Source organism: Streptomyces sp. NPDC020299 (genome assembly GCF_044387825.1).
GTDB lineage: Bacteria > Actinomycetota > Actinomycetes > Streptomycetales > Streptomycetaceae > Streptomyces.
This window is the reverse complement of the sequence record NZ_JBIRWL010000017.1, coordinates 208,725-224,663: the sequence shown is the minus strand read 5'-3', so window position 1 is coordinate 224,663 and position 15,939 is coordinate 208,725. Positions and strand designations below refer to the sequence as shown.

The following is a 15,939-nucleotide window of genomic DNA, read 5'->3' as shown; positions in this document are numbered from 1 at the left end:
CTATGAAACGAGAGTCAAAGAAACGTCAAGTTCTTTAAAAGCCCAGGCGTTCCCGACGTACCGAATACACCACGAAACCGGCGCCCACGGCGAGGCAGAACGTGCCGCCGATGACGTACGGCGTGGTGTCGGGGCTTCCGGTGTCGGCGAGTTCGGTGCCGTCCGCCGAGGCCGAGGTGGTCTCGGTGGTCGCCTCGGACACCGCCCTGGCCTGCTGGGTGAGCTGCGTCGCCGAGGTCTCCGCTCTCGCCGGGGCGTCCTGCGACGCGTTCGCGGACGGGACGAACCACAGGGCGCCCAGAAGGGTGCCCGCGGCGGTGGCGGTCAGCAGCGGGCGGCGAACGGATGACACGGAATATCGATCCCCCTTGTGACGCTGGCGAATTGGCCGTGTGGGGCGATGTTAGTGAAAATCGCGGGTCACGGGAAAGTCACGGGAGATATCCGCCGTACTCTCCCGGCATGAGCACTCCAGAGACATCACGTTTTGTACGGCTTCGGGTGGAAGTGGTTCTCGAGGTCGAGGACGGCGAGGCCGTCACCGAGGCCGCGCTGCGCCGGCTCGCCGCGGATCCGGAACTGCCGGACGAGGAGCGCGTCCACGCCCAGGGGGCTGTGACGGAAGACACCGCGGAGGCCCTGGCCTACCTCGTCGACCCGTTCGACCTGGTCGGCGAGGTGCCCGGAGTGGAGCTCCAGCAGGCCTCCTGGTCCACCGAGCGGATCGACTACGACCCCGATTCGCCGGATTGGGAGCTCGACGAGGATGATGACGAGGAAGACGACGAGGACGACGTGGACGACGTGGACGACGTGGACGACGCACGCGAAAGCGGCGGCATCGGCTGAGCATCGGGGGGAACGCGTGACCCCGGACGGCAACCGCCGGCCGGGGTCACGTCGTCTCAGGGGGCGCGCGGCCAACTCCGGCCCCGCCCGCCGCATCCGCCTCGGCAAACGTGGCGTGGCCCACACCTGCCAGGGATGTGGAACGGGGCATGCCGGTCGTAGCGTTGAAGGTTCTCAACGGGGGACTCGGGGTTTTTGGGGATTCAGCAACCATGGAGAAGCGTGTGATGACGGACAGTAAGCGGCGCAAGGGCCTGATGGCCGCGTCCGCACTGCTCGGCGGTGTACTGGTGCTCTCGGCCTGTTCCGGCGGCGACGACAAGTCCTCCGGCAGCGGCGGCGGCGACAGCTCCCAGGCCCAGGCCGACGAGGCTGCGGCCAAGAAGTCCTCCGAGGCCCAGATCACGATCACACCCAAGGACGGCTCGAACGACGCGTCCATCAACAACTCCGCCGCCGTCAAGGTGGCCAAGGGCACGCTCACCGGCGTCACCATGACGACCGCCGACGGCAAGGCCGTCTCGGGCCAGCTGGCCGCCGACAAGAAGAGCTGGAAGCCCAGCACCCAGCTGGAGCGTTCCACCAGCTACAAGGTCGCCGCGGAGGCGAAGGACTCCAAGGGCCGCGTCGCCCACGAGAACGCCTCGTTCACCACGGTCTCCCCGGCCAACAGCTTCATAGCCAACTTCACGCCGGAGGACGGCTCCACGGTCGGCGTCGGCATGCCCGTCTCGATCAACTTCGACAAGGCGATCACCAACAAGGCCGCCGTCCAGAAGGCCATCACGGTCAGTTCCAGCGGCGGCCAGGAGGTCGCCTGCCACTGGTTCAGCGCCAACCGCATGGACTGCCGTCCGCAGGACTACTGGAAGGAGAACTCCACCGTCACGCTGAAGCTCGCGCTCGACGGCGTCGAGGGCGCCTCCGGGGTCACCGGCGTGCAGCAGAAGACGGTCACCTTCCACATCGGCCGCAACCAGGTCTCCTACGTCGACGCGAAGACCAAGCAGATGAAGATCACGCAGGACGGCAAGACCGTCAAGACCATCCCGATCTCCGCCGGCTCGCCCGACAACAAGACGTACGAAGGCGTCATGGTGATGTCGGAGAAGTTCAAGCAGACCCGCATGAACGGTGCGACCGTGGGCTTCACGGACGACGACGGCAAGGGCGAGTACGACATCAAGGACGTGCCGCACGCCATCCGCCTCACCAGCTCCGGCACCTTCCTGCACGGCAACTACTGGGGTGCGAAGTCCATCTTCGGCAGCGTCAACACCAGCCACGGCTGTGTGGGCCTGTCGGACACCAAGGGCGCCAACGACCCGAACACACCGGCCGCGTGGATGTACAGCCACTCGATCCTCGGTGACGTGGTCGTCGTGAAGAACACCGGCGACAAGACCGTCGCCCCCGACAACGGCCTCAACGGCTGGAACATGAACTGGGCGCAGTGGAAGGCCGGCTCGGCCGTCTGACGCCTTCCGACCTACTGCCACGCATGACCGGTGCCGCCCCCCAGGGGCGGCACCGGCATTTCCGGGGCCGCTCCGGGGCCGCTCCGGGGCCGCTCCGGGGTCTTTCTGGGGATTTTCTGGGACCGGCCACAGCCTTCTCATGCTTCTCTTATTTCGGCCTTATCGAGTCATCACGGTCCGTACCTAGCTTGCGGCCATGTTCTTCACCTACCTGAGGCGCGAACTGCGCCGCCGCAGAAAGGCGGCCCTCGTCGTCGCCTCCGGACTCGCGCTGGGCATCGCGCTGGTCATCGTGGTCAACTCCGTGTCCAGCGGCATGGGGAAGGCACAGGACAAGGTCCTCCAGTCGCTCTACGGCCTGGGCACGGACATGACGGTCACCAAGGCGGCGTCGGCGTCCACCGGCAACGCGCAGCGGCCGCGCTTCCAGTTCGACGCGCAGAACAAGGACGACTCCAAGTCGCAGAGCAGCGACCGGGTCATGGTGCAGGGCTTCACCACCCTGGCCTCGTCGACGGTCGGCAAGGTCGGCGGCCAGAACGGCGTCTCCTCCGCCGTCGGCGGGCTCAGCCTGAACGTGGTGAAGGTCAGCGGCCAGTTCACCCGCGGCCAGTTCCAGCAGAACCAGAACTCCGGCAGCAGCCGGCAGGGCGGCCCCGGCCAGGGCGGCGGCAACGGCCAGCCGCAGGGCGAGGTGCGGGGCGGTGGCGCCAACTTCGACATCAACCAGTACAGCGTCTTCGGCACCGACGTCACCAAGACCGCGCTGGGCCCGCTGACCTCCTCGAAGATCACCAGCGGCCGCGCCTTCAAGGCGACCGAGACCGACGCCAAGGTGGCCGTCGCCGACTCGGCCTACGCCAAGACGAAGAAGTACAAGGTCGGTTCCACCGTCACCATCAAGAGCGTCAAGTTCAAGGTGATCGGCATCGCCACGGCCAGCAGCGGTGACTCGGCGGCCAACCTGTACATCCCGCTCAAGCAGGCGCAGACCCTGGCGGACGAGAAGAACAAGGTCACCACGATCTACGTCAAGGCGACCGACTCCCAGCGGATCGACTCCGTCAAGAGCACCATCCAGAAGAACGTCTCCGGTACGACCGTCACGACCTCGGCCGACCTCGCCAAGACCGTCTCCGGTTCGCTGTCCACCGCCTCCAGCCTCGCCACCAACGTCGGCAAGTGGCTGTCCATCGCGGTGCTGGTGGCCGCGTTCCTGGTCGCCGGTCTGCTCACCTCCTCGGCGGTGTCCCGGCGGGTGCGGGAGTTCGGCACGCTCAAGGCGCTGGGCTGGAGGTCGGGCCGGGTGACCCGGCAGGTGATCGGCGAGGCCATGGTCAACGGCCTGGTCGGTGGCGCCCTCGGGATCGCGCTCGGCCTGGCGGGCGCGTACGCCGTCACCGCCATCAGCCCGTCGCTCCAGGCGCAGCTCGGCAACACCGGTGGCGGCACGGGCGGTCCGGGCGGCGGCCCCGGCGGCGGGGGCGGCTTCGGCGGCCCCGGGCGGCAGGCGGCCAAGACCCTCGAGGTCGCGCTCACCGCGCCGGTCAGCGTCACGACCATCGGCCTCGCCGTCGGGCTCGCGGTGGCCGGCGGACTGATCGCGGGCGCGTTCGGTGGCTGGCGGGCGTCGCGGCTGCGCCCGGCGGACGCGCTGCGGCGCGTCGAGTAACCCCCGACCCCACCACCGACCCGTAGGAGTTGCACCCACCATGTACGAACTCAGAGGCGTCACCAAGCGCTACACCCGGGGCAAGGACAGCGTCCACGCCCTCGACGGCGTCGACCTGACCATCGGCGACGGCGACCGGCTGGTCATCCAGGGCCCCACCGGCGGCGGCAAGTCCACCCTGCTCCAGATGCTCGGCGGTCTGGACCGGCCCACCTCCGGCGAAGTCGTCCTGGACGGCACCGACCTGGCCAAGCTGTCCGAGGCCCGGCTGACGAGGGTCCGCAGCGAGAACATCGGCTTCGTCTTCCAGTCCTTCAACCTCATCCCGACGCTCACCGCGCAGGAGAACGTCGAGACCGCCCTCGTACCGCTCGGCGTGAAGGTGAAGGAGCGCCGCGAACGGGCCGCCGAGGCACTGAAGTCGGTCGGGCTCGGCGAACGGCTCGGGCACCTGCCGTCCGAGATGTCCGGCGGTCAGCAGCAGCGCGTCGCCATCGCCCGGGCGCTGGTGAAGCAGCCGAAGGTGCTGCTCGCCGACGAGCCCACCGGCAACCTCGACGAGGGCATGCGCGACGAGATCATGGACGTGCTCGAAGGCCTGTGGAAGGAGCACGGGTTGACCTTCATCATGGTCACCCACGACTCCTCCATCGCGAAGAAGGCCCCGCGGCTGGTGACCATCCGCAAGGGAAAGATCACCGTGAAGGAGAACGCCGGCACCTGAGCGCCGCACTTATAACACCGATCACCCGCGCGTAACTTCCCGATTCTGTAACGGTGTTTCCCCCGGCGCGTAACAGTCGACGGTAGCGCTTTCTCACAACTCTCTCACCTATTGAGGCGTCTGATCGCCCCCCGGCATACTGCGTGTCCCGGGGGGTTGACGTGCATGCGTACGAGACTTCCCCCGGCCGGGTGAACGGGGAATTCGCCCGGTACTCCGTCTCCAGGGGGAGTCTTGCGCAGACAAGTGAAAAGAGCGGCTGCGGCCACCGTGGCCACCGCCGCAGCCGTCGCCCTCGCCGCGGGCATGACCAGCCCGGCGTCGGCGAAGCCCGAGCAGCGGTCGTCCACCGCTGCGGCATCGCTCACTTCCAAGCACCACGTCACCCTGATCACCGGCGACCGGGTCGCCGTCGACGCCAAAGGCCGGGTCGTCGGCCTGGAGCGGGCCAAGGGACGCGAGCACATCCCGTTCCAGATCCGCAAGGCCGACGGCCACACCCTCGTCATCCCCGCCGACGCGGCCCGCATGGTCGCCTCCGGCAAGCTGGACCAGCGGCTGTTCGACATCACCGAGCTCGGCAAGGCCGCCACCCGCAAGTCCCAGAAGCACGGCCTGAAGGTCATCGTCGGCTACAAGGGGGCCGCCACGGCCACCAAGTCCGACGTCCGCGACGCGGGCACCCTCCGCCACAGCCTCAAGACGCTGAACGCGGACGCCGTGCAGACCCCCGCCAAGGAGACGCCGGAACTGTGGGACGCCGTCACCAACGGCGACCAGACCGCCTCCGGCATCGCGCACGTCTGGCTCGACGGCGTCCGCAAGGCCAGCGACGACAAGTCCGGCCCGCAGATCGGTGCCCCGACCGCGTGGGCGGCCGGCTACACCGGCAAGGGCGTCAAGATCGCCGTCCTGGACACGGGCGTGGACACCACCCACCCCGACCTCAAGGACCAGGTGATCGAGTCCAAGAACTTCTCGACCGCCGCCGACGCCAAGGACCACTTCGGCCACGGCACGCACGTCGCGTCCATCGCGGCGGGCACCGGCGCCAAGTCGAACGGCAAGTACAAGGGTGTCGCGCCCGACGCGAAGATCCTCAACGGCAAGGTCCTGGACGACTCCGGCTCCGGTGACGACTCCGGCATCCTCGCCGGCATGGAGTGGGCGGCCTCGCAGGGCGCCTCCGTCGTCAACCTCAGCCTGGGCGGCTACGACACACCCGAGGTCGACCCGCTCGAGGCCGAGGTCAACAAGCTCTCCACCGAGAAGGGCATCCTGTTCGCGATCGCCGCGGGCAACGGCGGCCCCGAGTCGATCGGTTCGCCGGGCAGCGCGGACGACGCGCTCACCGTCGGCGCCGTCGACAAGTCGGACAAGCTGGCGGACTTCTCCTCCACCGGTCCGCGCGTCGGCGACGGCGCCATCAAGCCGGACGTCACCGCGCCGGGTGTGGACATCACCGCCGCCGCGGCGCCGGGCAGCGTCATCGACACGGACCCCGAGGTCCCGCACCCGGCGCCCGGCTACCTGACCATCTCCGGCACCTCGATGGCCACCCCGCACGTGGCGGGCGCCGCCGCGATCCTGAAGCAGGAGCACCCCGACTGGGGCTACGCCGAGCTCAAGGCCGCCCTGACCGGCTCCGCGAAGGGCGGCAACTACACGCCGTTCCAGCAGGGTTCGGGCCGGATCGCGGTCGACAAGGCCATCAAGCAGACCGTGGTCGCCGACCCGGCGTCGGTGAGCTTCGGCGTCCAGCAGTGGCCGCACACCGACGACACACCGGTCACCAAGCAGGTCACCTACCGCAACCTCGGCACCAAGGACGTCACGCTCAACCTGGCCGCCACCGGCACCGACCCCAAGGGCCACGCGGCTCCGGCGGGCTTCTTCAAGCTCGGCGCCACCAAGGTCACGGTCCCCGCGGGCGGCAAGGCCTCCGTCGGCCTGACCGTCAACACCAAGCTGGGCGGCACCCTCGACGGCGCGTACTCCGCGTACGTGACGGCGACGGGGGGCGGCCAGACCGTGCGTACGGCCGCGGCGGTGCAGCGGGAGGTGGAGTCGTACACCGTCACCTTCAAGCACACCGGCCGTGACGGGAGGCCGACCAGCGTCTACGACACCGAACTGTTCGGCTACACCGGCATCGGCAAGGACCACGCCTACGCGGCACAGCCCGCCGACTCCGGCACCACGACCCTGCGCCTGCCCAAGGGCACGTACCTGCTGAACTCCGAGATCGCCAAGAGCACCAGCTCCTTCGAGGGCGGCATCGACTGGCTGGTGCAGCCCAAGCTGAGCGTCACCAAGGACCTCACGGTGAACCTGGACGCCCGCACGGCCAAGGCAGCGGACATCACCGTGCCGGACGCGGGGGCCAAGCCGTTCACCGCGTCGATCGACTACATGTACGACCCGGCGTCGGTCGGCTTCGGTATCGAGGTGGGCAGCGGCTTCGGCGATCTGCGTATGGCGCACCTCGGCCCTGAGGTCGCGAACGGTCTGACCCAGACCTGGAGCGGCCAGTGGACCAAGGGCGACAACGCCGAGTACGACGTGGCCACCAGCGTGAAGGCCAAGAAGATCCAGGGCGACAAGGTCCGCCACTTCAAGACCAGTGAGCTGGCCACGGTGAAGAACACCGTCGGCGCCTCCGCCCCCAACAAGACCGGCTCGGTCGACGCCTGGGGCACCGTGGGCGACGACTTCGTCGTCGGCGAGTCCGTGGAGCAGAAGCTGCCCGGCACGCGCACGGCGTACGTCTCGACCGTCGACGGCGCCCAGTGGGGCTTCGACGTCAGCCAGTACTCCGGTCACGACGCCGACGGCTTCCCGATCGCGGACGCCTTCTACACGCTGGGCGACCCGCAGACCTTCAAGGCGCGGACGACCTACAAGAAGACGTTCAACACCGCGGTCTTCGGCCCGCACCTCAACTCCCAGTACGGCCTGTTCCGTGTGGACAACGAGATCTCCGGCGTCGTGCCGCTGTTCGCCGACAGCAACAAGCACGCCGGTTCCTCGGACTTCACCGCGGTGACCACCACCCTGTACCGCAACGGCACCAAGGTGGGCTCCAACGACGACCCGCTGTTCGGCGGCGAGTCCTTCAAGGTTCCCGCCGGCGACGCCGAGTACAAGCTGACCACCTCGGTGAAGCGGACCGTCAAGGTCGCGGCCGCCTCCACCCGGATCGACGCGAGCTGGACCTTCCACTCCAAGAAGCCGTCCGGCGGTTCCGCACAGCTCCCCGCGTCCACCGCCCACTTCGGCGCCACGACCGGACTGGACAGCCGCGTCGAAGCCGGCAAGACGGTCACCTTCCCGGTCACCGTGGAGGGCGCCGCCGCGGGCCGCAACCTGAAGTCCCTCGCGGTGTACGTGTCGTACGACTACGGCCAGACCTGGAAGAAGATCGAGGTCAGGAACGGCAAGATCACCGTGAAGAACCCGGCGAAGGGGAAGGCCATCTCCTTCCACGCCAAGATCGCCGACAGGCAGGGCAACAAGTCGACGATCTCGATCTACAACGCGTACTACGGCAAGTGAGCCGCTAGTCGCCGAGTGGGCCGGCTAGGCCCACAGCGAACGGCCCGCCGGAAGAGCAGCTTCCGGCGGGCCGTCCGTGTTTGTGTGGGTCCATGACGGCTCACACGGTCGAATACATCCGGTATCGCATCCCCGAGCAGCAGTCGGCGGAGTTCCTCGCCGCCTACACCCGCGCGGCCACCCACCTGGCGGCGTCCCCGCACTGCGTCGACTACGAACTGACGCGTTGCGAGGAGGACTTCGAGCACTACGTCCTCCGGATCACCTGGACCTCGACGCGGGACCACCTGGAGGGCTTCCGCAAGTCCGGCCTGTTCCCCTCCTTCCTCGCCGAGATCCGCCCCTACGTCGAGCACATCGAGGAGATGCGCCACTACCGGCCGACGGCGGTACACGGCACCGGTGCCGCGACCTCCACCCTCTACGACTGGGCGGGCGGCGCCGAGGCCTTCGCCCGGCTGACCGACGTCTTCTACGACAAGGTGGTGAAGGACGACCTCCTCGCCCCCCTCTTCGCCGACCTCGCCCCGGAGCATGCCGCGCACGTCGCCCTGTGGCTGGCCGAGGTCTTCGGCGGGCCGACCCGCTACTCGGAGACCCAGGGCGGGCACTCCCACATGGTCGCCAAGCACTTCGGCAAGCACATCACCGAGCCGCAGCGCCGCCGCTGGGTGAACCTGATCCAGGACGCGGCGGACGAGGCGGGCCTGCCCGCCGATGCCGAGTTCCGGTCGGCGTTCCTGGCCTACGTGGAGTGGGGCACCCGGCTCGCCGTGTACTTCTCCGGTCCGGACGCCAAGCCCCCGGCGGAGCAGCCGGTGCCGAAGTGGACGTGGGGAGCCGCGCCGCCGTACCAGGGGTGACGCGGGGCCCGCCCGGGCGCCGGTCAGCCGGAGGCGCCCGCGCGGGCCGCGTCCGCCCCCCAGCTGGCCAGCAGGCGGAGCGCCTCCGCCGACGGGGAACCCGGCTCGGCGTGATAGACGATCATGCTCTGGTCCGCGTCGCCCGCCATCTTGAACGACTCGAAGTTCAAGGACAGCGCGCCGACCAGCGGATGCCGCAGCCGCTTGAGGCCGTGGCTCTTCTCCTTGACGTCGTGCGTCGCCCACAGCCGCCGGAAGTCCTCGCTCTTCACGGAGAGCTCGCCCACCAGGGCGGACAGCCGCGGGTCGTCCGGGTAGCAGCCGGCGTCCATCCGCAGGGCGCAGACGATGTCGATCGCCTTCTGCTCCCAGTCCTCGTACAGGTCCCGGTACTCCGGCTTCAGGAACACCAGCCGCGCCCAGTTCCGCTCCGCCGCCGGCAGCTCGGCCCAGTCGCCGAAGACCGCCGCCGCCATCCGGTTCCATGCGAGGATCTCCGAGCGCCGCCCGACGACGTACGCGGGCACCGAGTCCAGCGTGTCCAGCAGCTGCCCGATCGCCACCCGCACCTGCTGCGGTCGCGCCGACGGCTTCTTCTTGTGCTGCTTGCCCTTGGCGAGGCGGGTGAGGTGGGCCTGTTCGGCGTCCGTCAGCCTGAGGGCGCGGGCGATGGAGTCGAGTACCTCCACCGACACGTTCTGCCCGTTGCCCTGCTCCAGACGGGTGTAGTACGCCACCGAGACCCCGGCCAGCTGCGCCAGCTCCTCGCGACGCAGCCCGGGCACCCGCCGGTGCCGCCCGAAGTCGGGCAGACCCACGTCCTCCGGCTTCAGCCGGGCGCGCCGGCTGCGCAGGAACTCGCTCAGTTCGGCACGCCGGTCCAGGGACGGTCCGGAGGGCTGGGGCTGTCCGGAGGGCTGGGGCTGTGCGTCCATACGGCCCAGTATTCCTGGTCGTACGCTCATGAGCCTGACCCCGCCAGTGGTAGGCACGGCAGTCGTACGCAGAAGCGTGATCTGGGTGAATGTGGGGCCATGGGGCAGGCTCGACGCATGACCACTGTTGCTGCATACGCCACCCCCGCCGGCAAGGCTCCGCTGGAGCGGACCACCATCGAGCGGCGGGCGGTCGGCGAGAACGACGTACTGATCGACATCAAGTTCGCCGGCATCTGCCACTCCGACATCCACCAGGCCCGGGAAGGCTGGGGCGAGGCGATCTTCCCGATGGTCCCCGGCCACGAGATCGCGGGCGTCGTCTCCGAGGTCGGCTCCGGCGTCACCAAGTTCGCCGTCGGCGACCGGGTGGGCGTCGGCTGCCTGGTCGACTCCTGCCGCGAGTGCGACAACTGCGAGGCCGGCCTGGAGCAGTACTGCACCGGCGGCGCCGTCGGGACGTACAACGCGGTCGGCAAGGACGGTGAGCCCACCTACGGCGGCTACTCGGAGAAGATCGTCGTGGACGAGCGCTTCGTCGTCCGCGTTCCCGACGGTCTCTCCCTGGACGTGGCCGCGCCCCTGCTGTGCGCCGGTATTACCACGTACTCGCCGCTCAGGCACTGGAACGCCGGCCCCGGCAAGAAGGTCGCCGTCGTCGGCCTCGGCGGCCTCGGCCACATGGGCGTCAAGATCGCGCACGCGCTCGGCGCGGAGGTCACCGTCCTCTCGCAGTCCCTGCGCAAGAAGGACGACGGCCTGGGGCTGGGCGCCGACCACTACTACGCCACCAGCGACCCGGCGACCTTCGAGGAGCTCAAGGGCACCTTCGACCTGATCCTCAACACGGTCTCGGCCCCGCTCGACTTCTCCGCCTACCTGTCCCTGCTGCGCACGGACGGCACGATGGTCAACGTGGGCCTGCCCGAGGAGCCGGTCCAGATCACCCTCCAGTCGATCTTCGGTAACCGCCGCAGCCTCAGCAGCTCGGGCATCGGCGGCCTCCCCGAGACCCAGGAGATGCTGGACTTCTGTGCCGAGCACGGCCTGGGCGCCGAGATCGAGCTGATCCGCGCGGACCAGATCAACGAGGCGTACGAGCGGGTGCTGGCCAGCGACGTCCGCTACCGGTTCGTGATCGACACGTCGACGATCTGAGCCGGGGGAGCGCCGACGATCTGAGCCGGGGAGTTCAGAGGCGGCTGTACTTCTCGATGTCCTCGGTGAACTCCTCGATCGCCCGCGAGGTGAGCGTCGGCCGGGTGTCGGCGACGGCTGCCATGTAGTCCTCGGTGGTGGCCGGCCGGCCCTCGCGGTGCGTGACCTCGCGTTCGAACGCCGCCTGCGCGCCCTTGCGGGCGGCGAACTCGATGTCGGCCGGGGTGAACAGCTCGGTGGCCTCGACCAGCCGGGCGAGGTCCACGGAGTCGGTGGCGGCCCGGAGATAGCGGGCCCAGATCGCCGTGCGGGCGGTCCGGTCCGGGGGTCCGATGGGCAGGACGTAGTCGAACCGGCCCGGCCGCAGAAAGGCCGCGTCGAGCGAGCGGACCGAGTTGGTGGCGCAGACCAGCAGCCGTGCGTCCGGCTCGCGGAAGACGGGGATGAGCTTGAGCAGCTCGTTGGTCACCCCGTGCCCGGGATCGACCGCCTTCCCGGACCGCGCGCCGGCGATCTCCTCGACCTCGTCGATGAAGAGCAGCACCGAGTCCAGGTCCGCCAGATCCGCGAACACCTCCCGCAGCGCCGCCGCCAGCCCCTCGCTCGTGTCGGCCGCCAGCCGGGACGGGAAGAGCTCCACGAACGGCCAGCCGAGCCGCGAGGCGACCGCCTTGGCGAAACTGGTCTTCCCGGTGCCGGGCGGGCCGAACAGGATGACCGCCTTGGGCGGCAGGACGCCGTAGCGGTCGGCCAGCGCCGGCTCCGTCAGCGGGAGCACGACACGGCGCTCGACGACCCGCTTCTCGCGTTCCATGCCGGCCATGGCCGCCCACAGCCCGTCGGGCAGCATGCGGCCGCCCAGCGCCGCGAGGACATCGGCGTCGGCCGCGCCGGGCGGTTCGAATTTCTCGAAGTAGGCCAGGTCGTCGCGGCACCGGAAAGCGGAGTTCTCCAGAGCCTTCGTCCCGGCGGCGCCCGCGGGCAGCAGCGCACTGATGTGGCGCACGCCCAGCGCCCGCAGGCGTCGCTCGAGCTCGCCGAGGAGCGCACTGCCGATCCCGCGCTCACGCCAGCGGGAGGCGAGCGCGACCTGGAGGACCCACCCTCGCTTGCCGTGCGCCTCGGCCACGGCCATGCCGACCAGTTCCTCACCGACCGCCGCGACCACCGCCGGCTGACCGGCCTTGGCCGCCGCCATCACCTCGGACACCGGAAACACCGGGTGCTCGTCGGCCAGGCGGCTCTGGTCCCAGATCTGGATGGCCTGGTCGAGATCGTCGTCGTGATAGTCACGCAGACGCCATGCGGGCATCGCCACCACCTCGCCCGGCTCGGGAGTCCCATTGTCTCCCGCTGGGGCGACGGGTGCCGGGGCGCGAGATACACGTGTGGCTACCTACGCACGTAGGTGACAGGTTCCCCTGGGCCGTGTGCATGGACCGCGCGGCTGGACCGTGCGGACGGGCACAGCATGGCCGTCGACCCCTGGGGAACCGTCCTCGGCGAGGCCCGCACCACCGAGGAAACGGTGACGGTGGACTTCGACATGGCGCAGGTCGCCCGAACCCGCGCCGAACTCCCCGTCCTGCGCGACCGCGTCCTCACCATCGAGGCCCCCGGCGGTGCCCCGTCGGCTCAGGCCCGCAGCCCTTTGAGCCCGTCGTAGGCGGCCATCACAAGCTCCAGTCCCCGGTTGTCGGCCGCGGGTTCGCGCATCTGATCGGTCACGTACGCCACCGCCATACGCTCCTCGGGATCGATCATGACGATGGAGCCGCCCCAGCCGCCCCACCCGAAGGTGTTGCCGAACAGTCCGTAGCCCAGTCCCCAGCGGACCTGCATGCCCAGGCGGCGGTCCTCGCCGCTGAACTGCTCCTCCCTCGCCCGGTCACAGCCCGCCCGCGACAGCAGCCGTACCCCGCCCACCGCGCCTGAGCAGGCCAGCACCGACTGCACGAGGGCGACCGAGCGGGCGTTGCCGAAGCCGCTCGCCGCGGGGATCTGCGCGCGGCGCCAGGCCACGCTGTTCCCGTCACGGAGCCGTACGACGGTGCCGACGCCGGGGGACGCGCTGCCGCCCGGCGCGCTCGCGGCGTAGTCCTCGTCCCGGGACGGCGGCGGGACGGTGAGCGCCACCCGGTGGTCGTGCTCGGCAGGCAGTCCGATGTGGAAGTCGGCGCCCAGCGGCCCGGCCACCTCCTGCGCGAAGAACTCGCCCAGGCTCCGGCCGGTGATCCGGCGTACGACCTCGCCCACGAGAAACCCCTGGGTGAGCGAGTGGTATCCGGCCGCGGTGCCCGGTTCCCACTGTGGGGCCTGCGCGGCCAGACGTGCCGTGGCGGACGGCCAGTCGTAGACCTCCTCGATCGGCCCGTCCCAGTCGGGCAGGCCCGCGGTGTGCGCGAGCAGGTGCCGCACCAGCACCTTCTCCTTGCCCGCCGCGGCGAACTCAGGCCAGTACCGGCCGACCGGCGCGGCCGGATCGAGGTCGCCGCGGTCGGCCAGGATCAGCGCGCACAGCGCCGTCATCGTCTTGGTGACGGAAAAGACATTGGCGATCGTGTCCCGCTGCCACGGAACCGTGCGGTCCGCGTCGGCGAACCCACCCCAGACGTCCACCACCGGCTCACCGTCCACGAAGACCGCGACCGAGGCCCCCGCGTCTCCCTCGTCCAGCAATCCGGCCAGCGCACTCGGCACCGCGGTGAACAGATCATCGTATGAGCCCTGAATGTCGGCCATACACCGCATTAGCGCGCACCGGCCCGCCAGGGGCAACCGAATTTCCGTCGCTACGTCATCCTGCCGCCGGCGCAACGCCGATGGGGCAGGACACCCCCGTCCCGCCGAGCCCGCAGTACCCCGCCGGGTTCTTGTCGAGGTACTGCTGGTGATACGCCTCGGCCGGGTAGAAGGGGCGGCCCTCGGCCGGGAGGATCTCGGTGGTGATCGTGCCGTGGCCGGAGGCGGTCAGGAGCTTTTGGTAGGCGGCGCGGGAGGCCTCGGCGGTGGCGGACTGTTCGGGGGTGTGGGTGTAGATCGCGGAGCGGTACTGGGTGCCCACGTCGTTGCCCTGGCGGAAGCCCTGGGTGGGGTTGTGTGATTCCCAGAAGGTCTTCAGGAGGCGGTCGTACGAGATCAGCTTCGGGTCGTAGACCACGCGGACGGCCTCCGTGTGGCCGGTCAGGCCCGAGCAGACCTCCTCGTACGCGGGGTTCTCGGTGTAGCCGCCCTGGTAGCCGACCAGGGTCGTCCACACCCCTGCCGGGAGCTGCCAGAACTTGCGCTCGGCGCCCCAGAAGCAGCCCAGACCAAAGTCGGCGACCTCCAGACCTCCGGGGTAGGGGCCCTGGAGTGGGTTGCCGAGGACCGTGTGACGGTCGGGGACCTCGGACACGGGCGCGGGGCGGCCCTTGAGCGCCTGCTCGGCGGTGGGCAGCTGGGGCGTACGGCCGAAGAGCATGAGGTCTCCCTGTCGGTCTGGGGTGAGCCGCCCGCACGGGGCGCCGGCGGCACCCCGCACAACGTTTCGGATACCGCCCGAATTCCGGTTCCGGTCAGCTGAGCAGCGTCGCCGGGCTGCCGCCGTTCGCCTCGTAGCCGGCCACCGCCAGGGCGCGGTGCAGGGCGAACTCGGCGGCCGGGTCGGCGGACAGGATCCAGGGGAGGGCACCGACATGGCCGTCGACGTGTATCAGCTGGTTCATGGCCTCGGCCCAGCGCTCGGCGCGTACCAGGAAGAAGACCAGCAGGTGTCGGACGTGCGCCTGCATCGGGTCGTCGGGGCGTGCCGCGTGCACCGCGTGGAGCGCGCCGTGGATGGCCTTGGTGACGACCTCGCTCTGGTAGAAGCTGCTGACCAGGTTCACCTCGGGGAGGTGCTCGAACACCGCGAACAGCGGCATCGCGGCCAGCAGGGAGCCCCGCGGGGCACGGGCCGCGGCGGCCTCCGCGAAGGAGTACGCCAGCTCACGGGAGCCGTGCCACTTCTCGCACCAGTAGTGCAGGGCCGCGAGATGGGCGCCCATGTGGGCGGGGTCGCGGTCCAGGATCTTCAGCCAGAGCTTCTCGAACTCCGGCTGGGAGTAGGCCAGTCCGCGCGCCACCGACAGCTCGACGATGTGCGGGACCGGGTCGCCGGGGGCCAGCAGGGCTGCCTGGGCGCAGGCTTCCCGGGCCTCCTCCATGATGATCCGGAACTCGTCCGAGCCGGGCGTCGACGTGCGCCACGCCTGCTGCACCAGGAACTCCGCGTGCACGGCGGCGCCGCCCGCGTCCTTGGGCTGCTCGGCCCGCCACACCCGCAGCCACTGCCCGCCGGGCGTCTCATGGACCCCGCCGGGCCGCTGCTGCAGCTCCAGCGCCGCCGCGCCCGCGAAGGCCTGCACGCGCTGCCAGCGCGGCTCACCCTCGGTCTCGGTGCCGGCCAGCAGCTGCGCCGCCGCGCGGTAGTCCTGGGTACGCTGCACCAGGTCCAGGACGTCCAGCAGGTCCTGGTCGGGGCCGGGCATCCGGATGTCCAGATCCTCCTGGCGCACGAAGCCGTAGTCCGCCGGGTCCGCGGCGTCCGGGTGGTCCGGAGACACCTGCTCGATCATCCCGCGCCTGCGCCGCAGCGTCGGGAGCAGCACGAAGCCCAGCATGAGCAGCGCCATCAGGACCCAGAGAATCGACATGCGTCAAGCGAACCAGACACCGCCGACAA

The 15,939-nt window shown here is 69.9% G+C and carries 14 protein-coding genes; 8 read left to right on the top strand and 6 right to left on the bottom strand.

All coding sequences use genetic code 11. The features are described 5' to 3' along the window. Positions 1-34: 34 nt before the first annotated feature. Positions 35-352, bottom strand: a complete 318-nt coding sequence (locus ACH45E_RS35390) for a hypothetical protein (RefSeq protein ID WP_361447434.1) — start codon at positions 350-352, stop codon at positions 35-37. A 110-nt stretch (positions 353-462) separates the two neighbouring features. Between ACH45E_RS35390 and ACH45E_RS35385 the strand changes: the two genes are divergently transcribed. The 6 genes from ACH45E_RS35385 (at position 463) to ACH45E_RS35360 (ending at position 9,141) form a co-directional block, all read left to right on the top strand. Further along, positions 463-849 (top strand): hypothetical protein, encoded by a 387-nt coding sequence (locus tag ACH45E_RS35385; RefSeq protein WP_361447436.1) that lies wholly within the window; start codon positions 463-465, stop codon positions 847-849. A gap of 227 nt (positions 850-1,076) precedes the next feature. Then, entirely contained in the window at positions 1,077-2,327 is a 1,251-nt protein-coding gene (locus ACH45E_RS35380; protein WP_361447438.1) for an Ig-like domain-containing protein, read from the top strand. Positions 2,328-2,523: 196 nt separating this feature from the next. Further along, entirely contained in the window at positions 2,524-3,999 is a 1,476-nt protein-coding gene (locus tag ACH45E_RS35375) for an ABC transporter permease (protein ID WP_361447440.1), read from the top strand. Between the two features lie 40 nt (positions 4,000-4,039). Continuing rightward, positions 4,040-4,723 (top strand): ABC transporter ATP-binding protein, encoded by a 684-nt coding sequence (locus ACH45E_RS35370; protein ID WP_361447442.1) that lies wholly within the window; start codon positions 4,040-4,042, stop codon positions 4,721-4,723. A gap of 246 nt (positions 4,724-4,969) precedes the next feature. Beyond that, positions 4,970-8,278: a S8 family peptidase gene (locus ACH45E_RS35365; RefSeq protein WP_399042210.1), complete on the top strand. Its 3,309-nt coding sequence runs from the start codon at positions 4,970-4,972 to the stop codon at positions 8,276-8,278. A gap of 92 nt (positions 8,279-8,370) precedes the next feature. After that, complete coding sequence (locus ACH45E_RS35360; RefSeq protein ID WP_361447444.1) at positions 8,371-9,141, top strand: antibiotic biosynthesis monooxygenase; 771 nt, start codon at positions 8,371-8,373, stop codon at positions 9,139-9,141. 23 nt (positions 9,142-9,164) lie between these two features. Here the strand turns inward: ACH45E_RS35360 and ACH45E_RS35355 are convergent, their stop codons facing one another. Beyond that, the gene (locus ACH45E_RS35355) at positions 9,165-10,076 is read right to left on the bottom strand and encodes a helix-turn-helix transcriptional regulator (protein ID WP_361447446.1); all 912 of its coding nucleotides are present in this window, start codon (positions 10,074-10,076) and stop codon (positions 9,165-9,167) included. A 117-nt stretch (positions 10,077-10,193) separates the two neighbouring features. Between ACH45E_RS35355 and ACH45E_RS35350 the strand changes: the two genes are divergently transcribed. Further along, positions 10,194-11,234: an NAD(P)-dependent alcohol dehydrogenase gene (locus tag ACH45E_RS35350; RefSeq protein ID WP_361447448.1), complete on the top strand. Its 1,041-nt coding sequence runs from the start codon at positions 10,194-10,196 to the stop codon at positions 11,232-11,234. A gap of 34 nt (positions 11,235-11,268) precedes the next feature. Here the strand turns inward: ACH45E_RS35350 and ACH45E_RS35345 are convergent, their stop codons facing one another. Continuing rightward, positions 11,269-12,546 (bottom strand): GNAT family N-acetyltransferase, encoded by a 1,278-nt coding sequence (locus ACH45E_RS35345; protein ID WP_361447450.1) that lies wholly within the window; start codon positions 12,544-12,546, stop codon positions 11,269-11,271. Positions 12,547-12,705: 159 nt separating this feature from the next. Between ACH45E_RS35345 and ACH45E_RS35340 the strand changes: the two genes are divergently transcribed. Beyond that, complete coding sequence (locus tag ACH45E_RS35340; protein WP_361447452.1) at positions 12,706-12,900, top strand: hypothetical protein; 195 nt, start codon at positions 12,706-12,708, stop codon at positions 12,898-12,900. Here the strand turns inward: ACH45E_RS35340 and ACH45E_RS35335 are convergent. From ACH45E_RS35335 to ACH45E_RS35325, 3 genes are all read right to left on the bottom strand, one after another. Continuing rightward, entirely contained in the window at positions 12,870-13,976 is a 1,107-nt protein-coding gene (locus ACH45E_RS35335) for a serine hydrolase domain-containing protein (protein WP_361447454.1), read from the bottom strand. The two genes, ACH45E_RS35340 and ACH45E_RS35335, sit on opposite strands and share 31 nt — an antisense overlap. A gap of 55 nt (positions 13,977-14,031) precedes the next feature. After that, positions 14,032-14,697 (bottom strand): peptide-methionine (S)-S-oxide reductase MsrA, encoded by a 666-nt coding sequence (gene msrA / locus ACH45E_RS35330; protein ID WP_361447456.1) that lies wholly within the window; start codon positions 14,695-14,697, stop codon positions 14,032-14,034. A 94-nt stretch (positions 14,698-14,791) separates the two neighbouring features. Beyond that, positions 14,792-15,910 (bottom strand): hypothetical protein, encoded by a 1,119-nt coding sequence (locus tag ACH45E_RS35325; RefSeq protein WP_361447458.1) that lies wholly within the window; start codon positions 15,908-15,910, stop codon positions 14,792-14,794. Positions 15,911-15,939 lie beyond the last annotated feature (29 nt).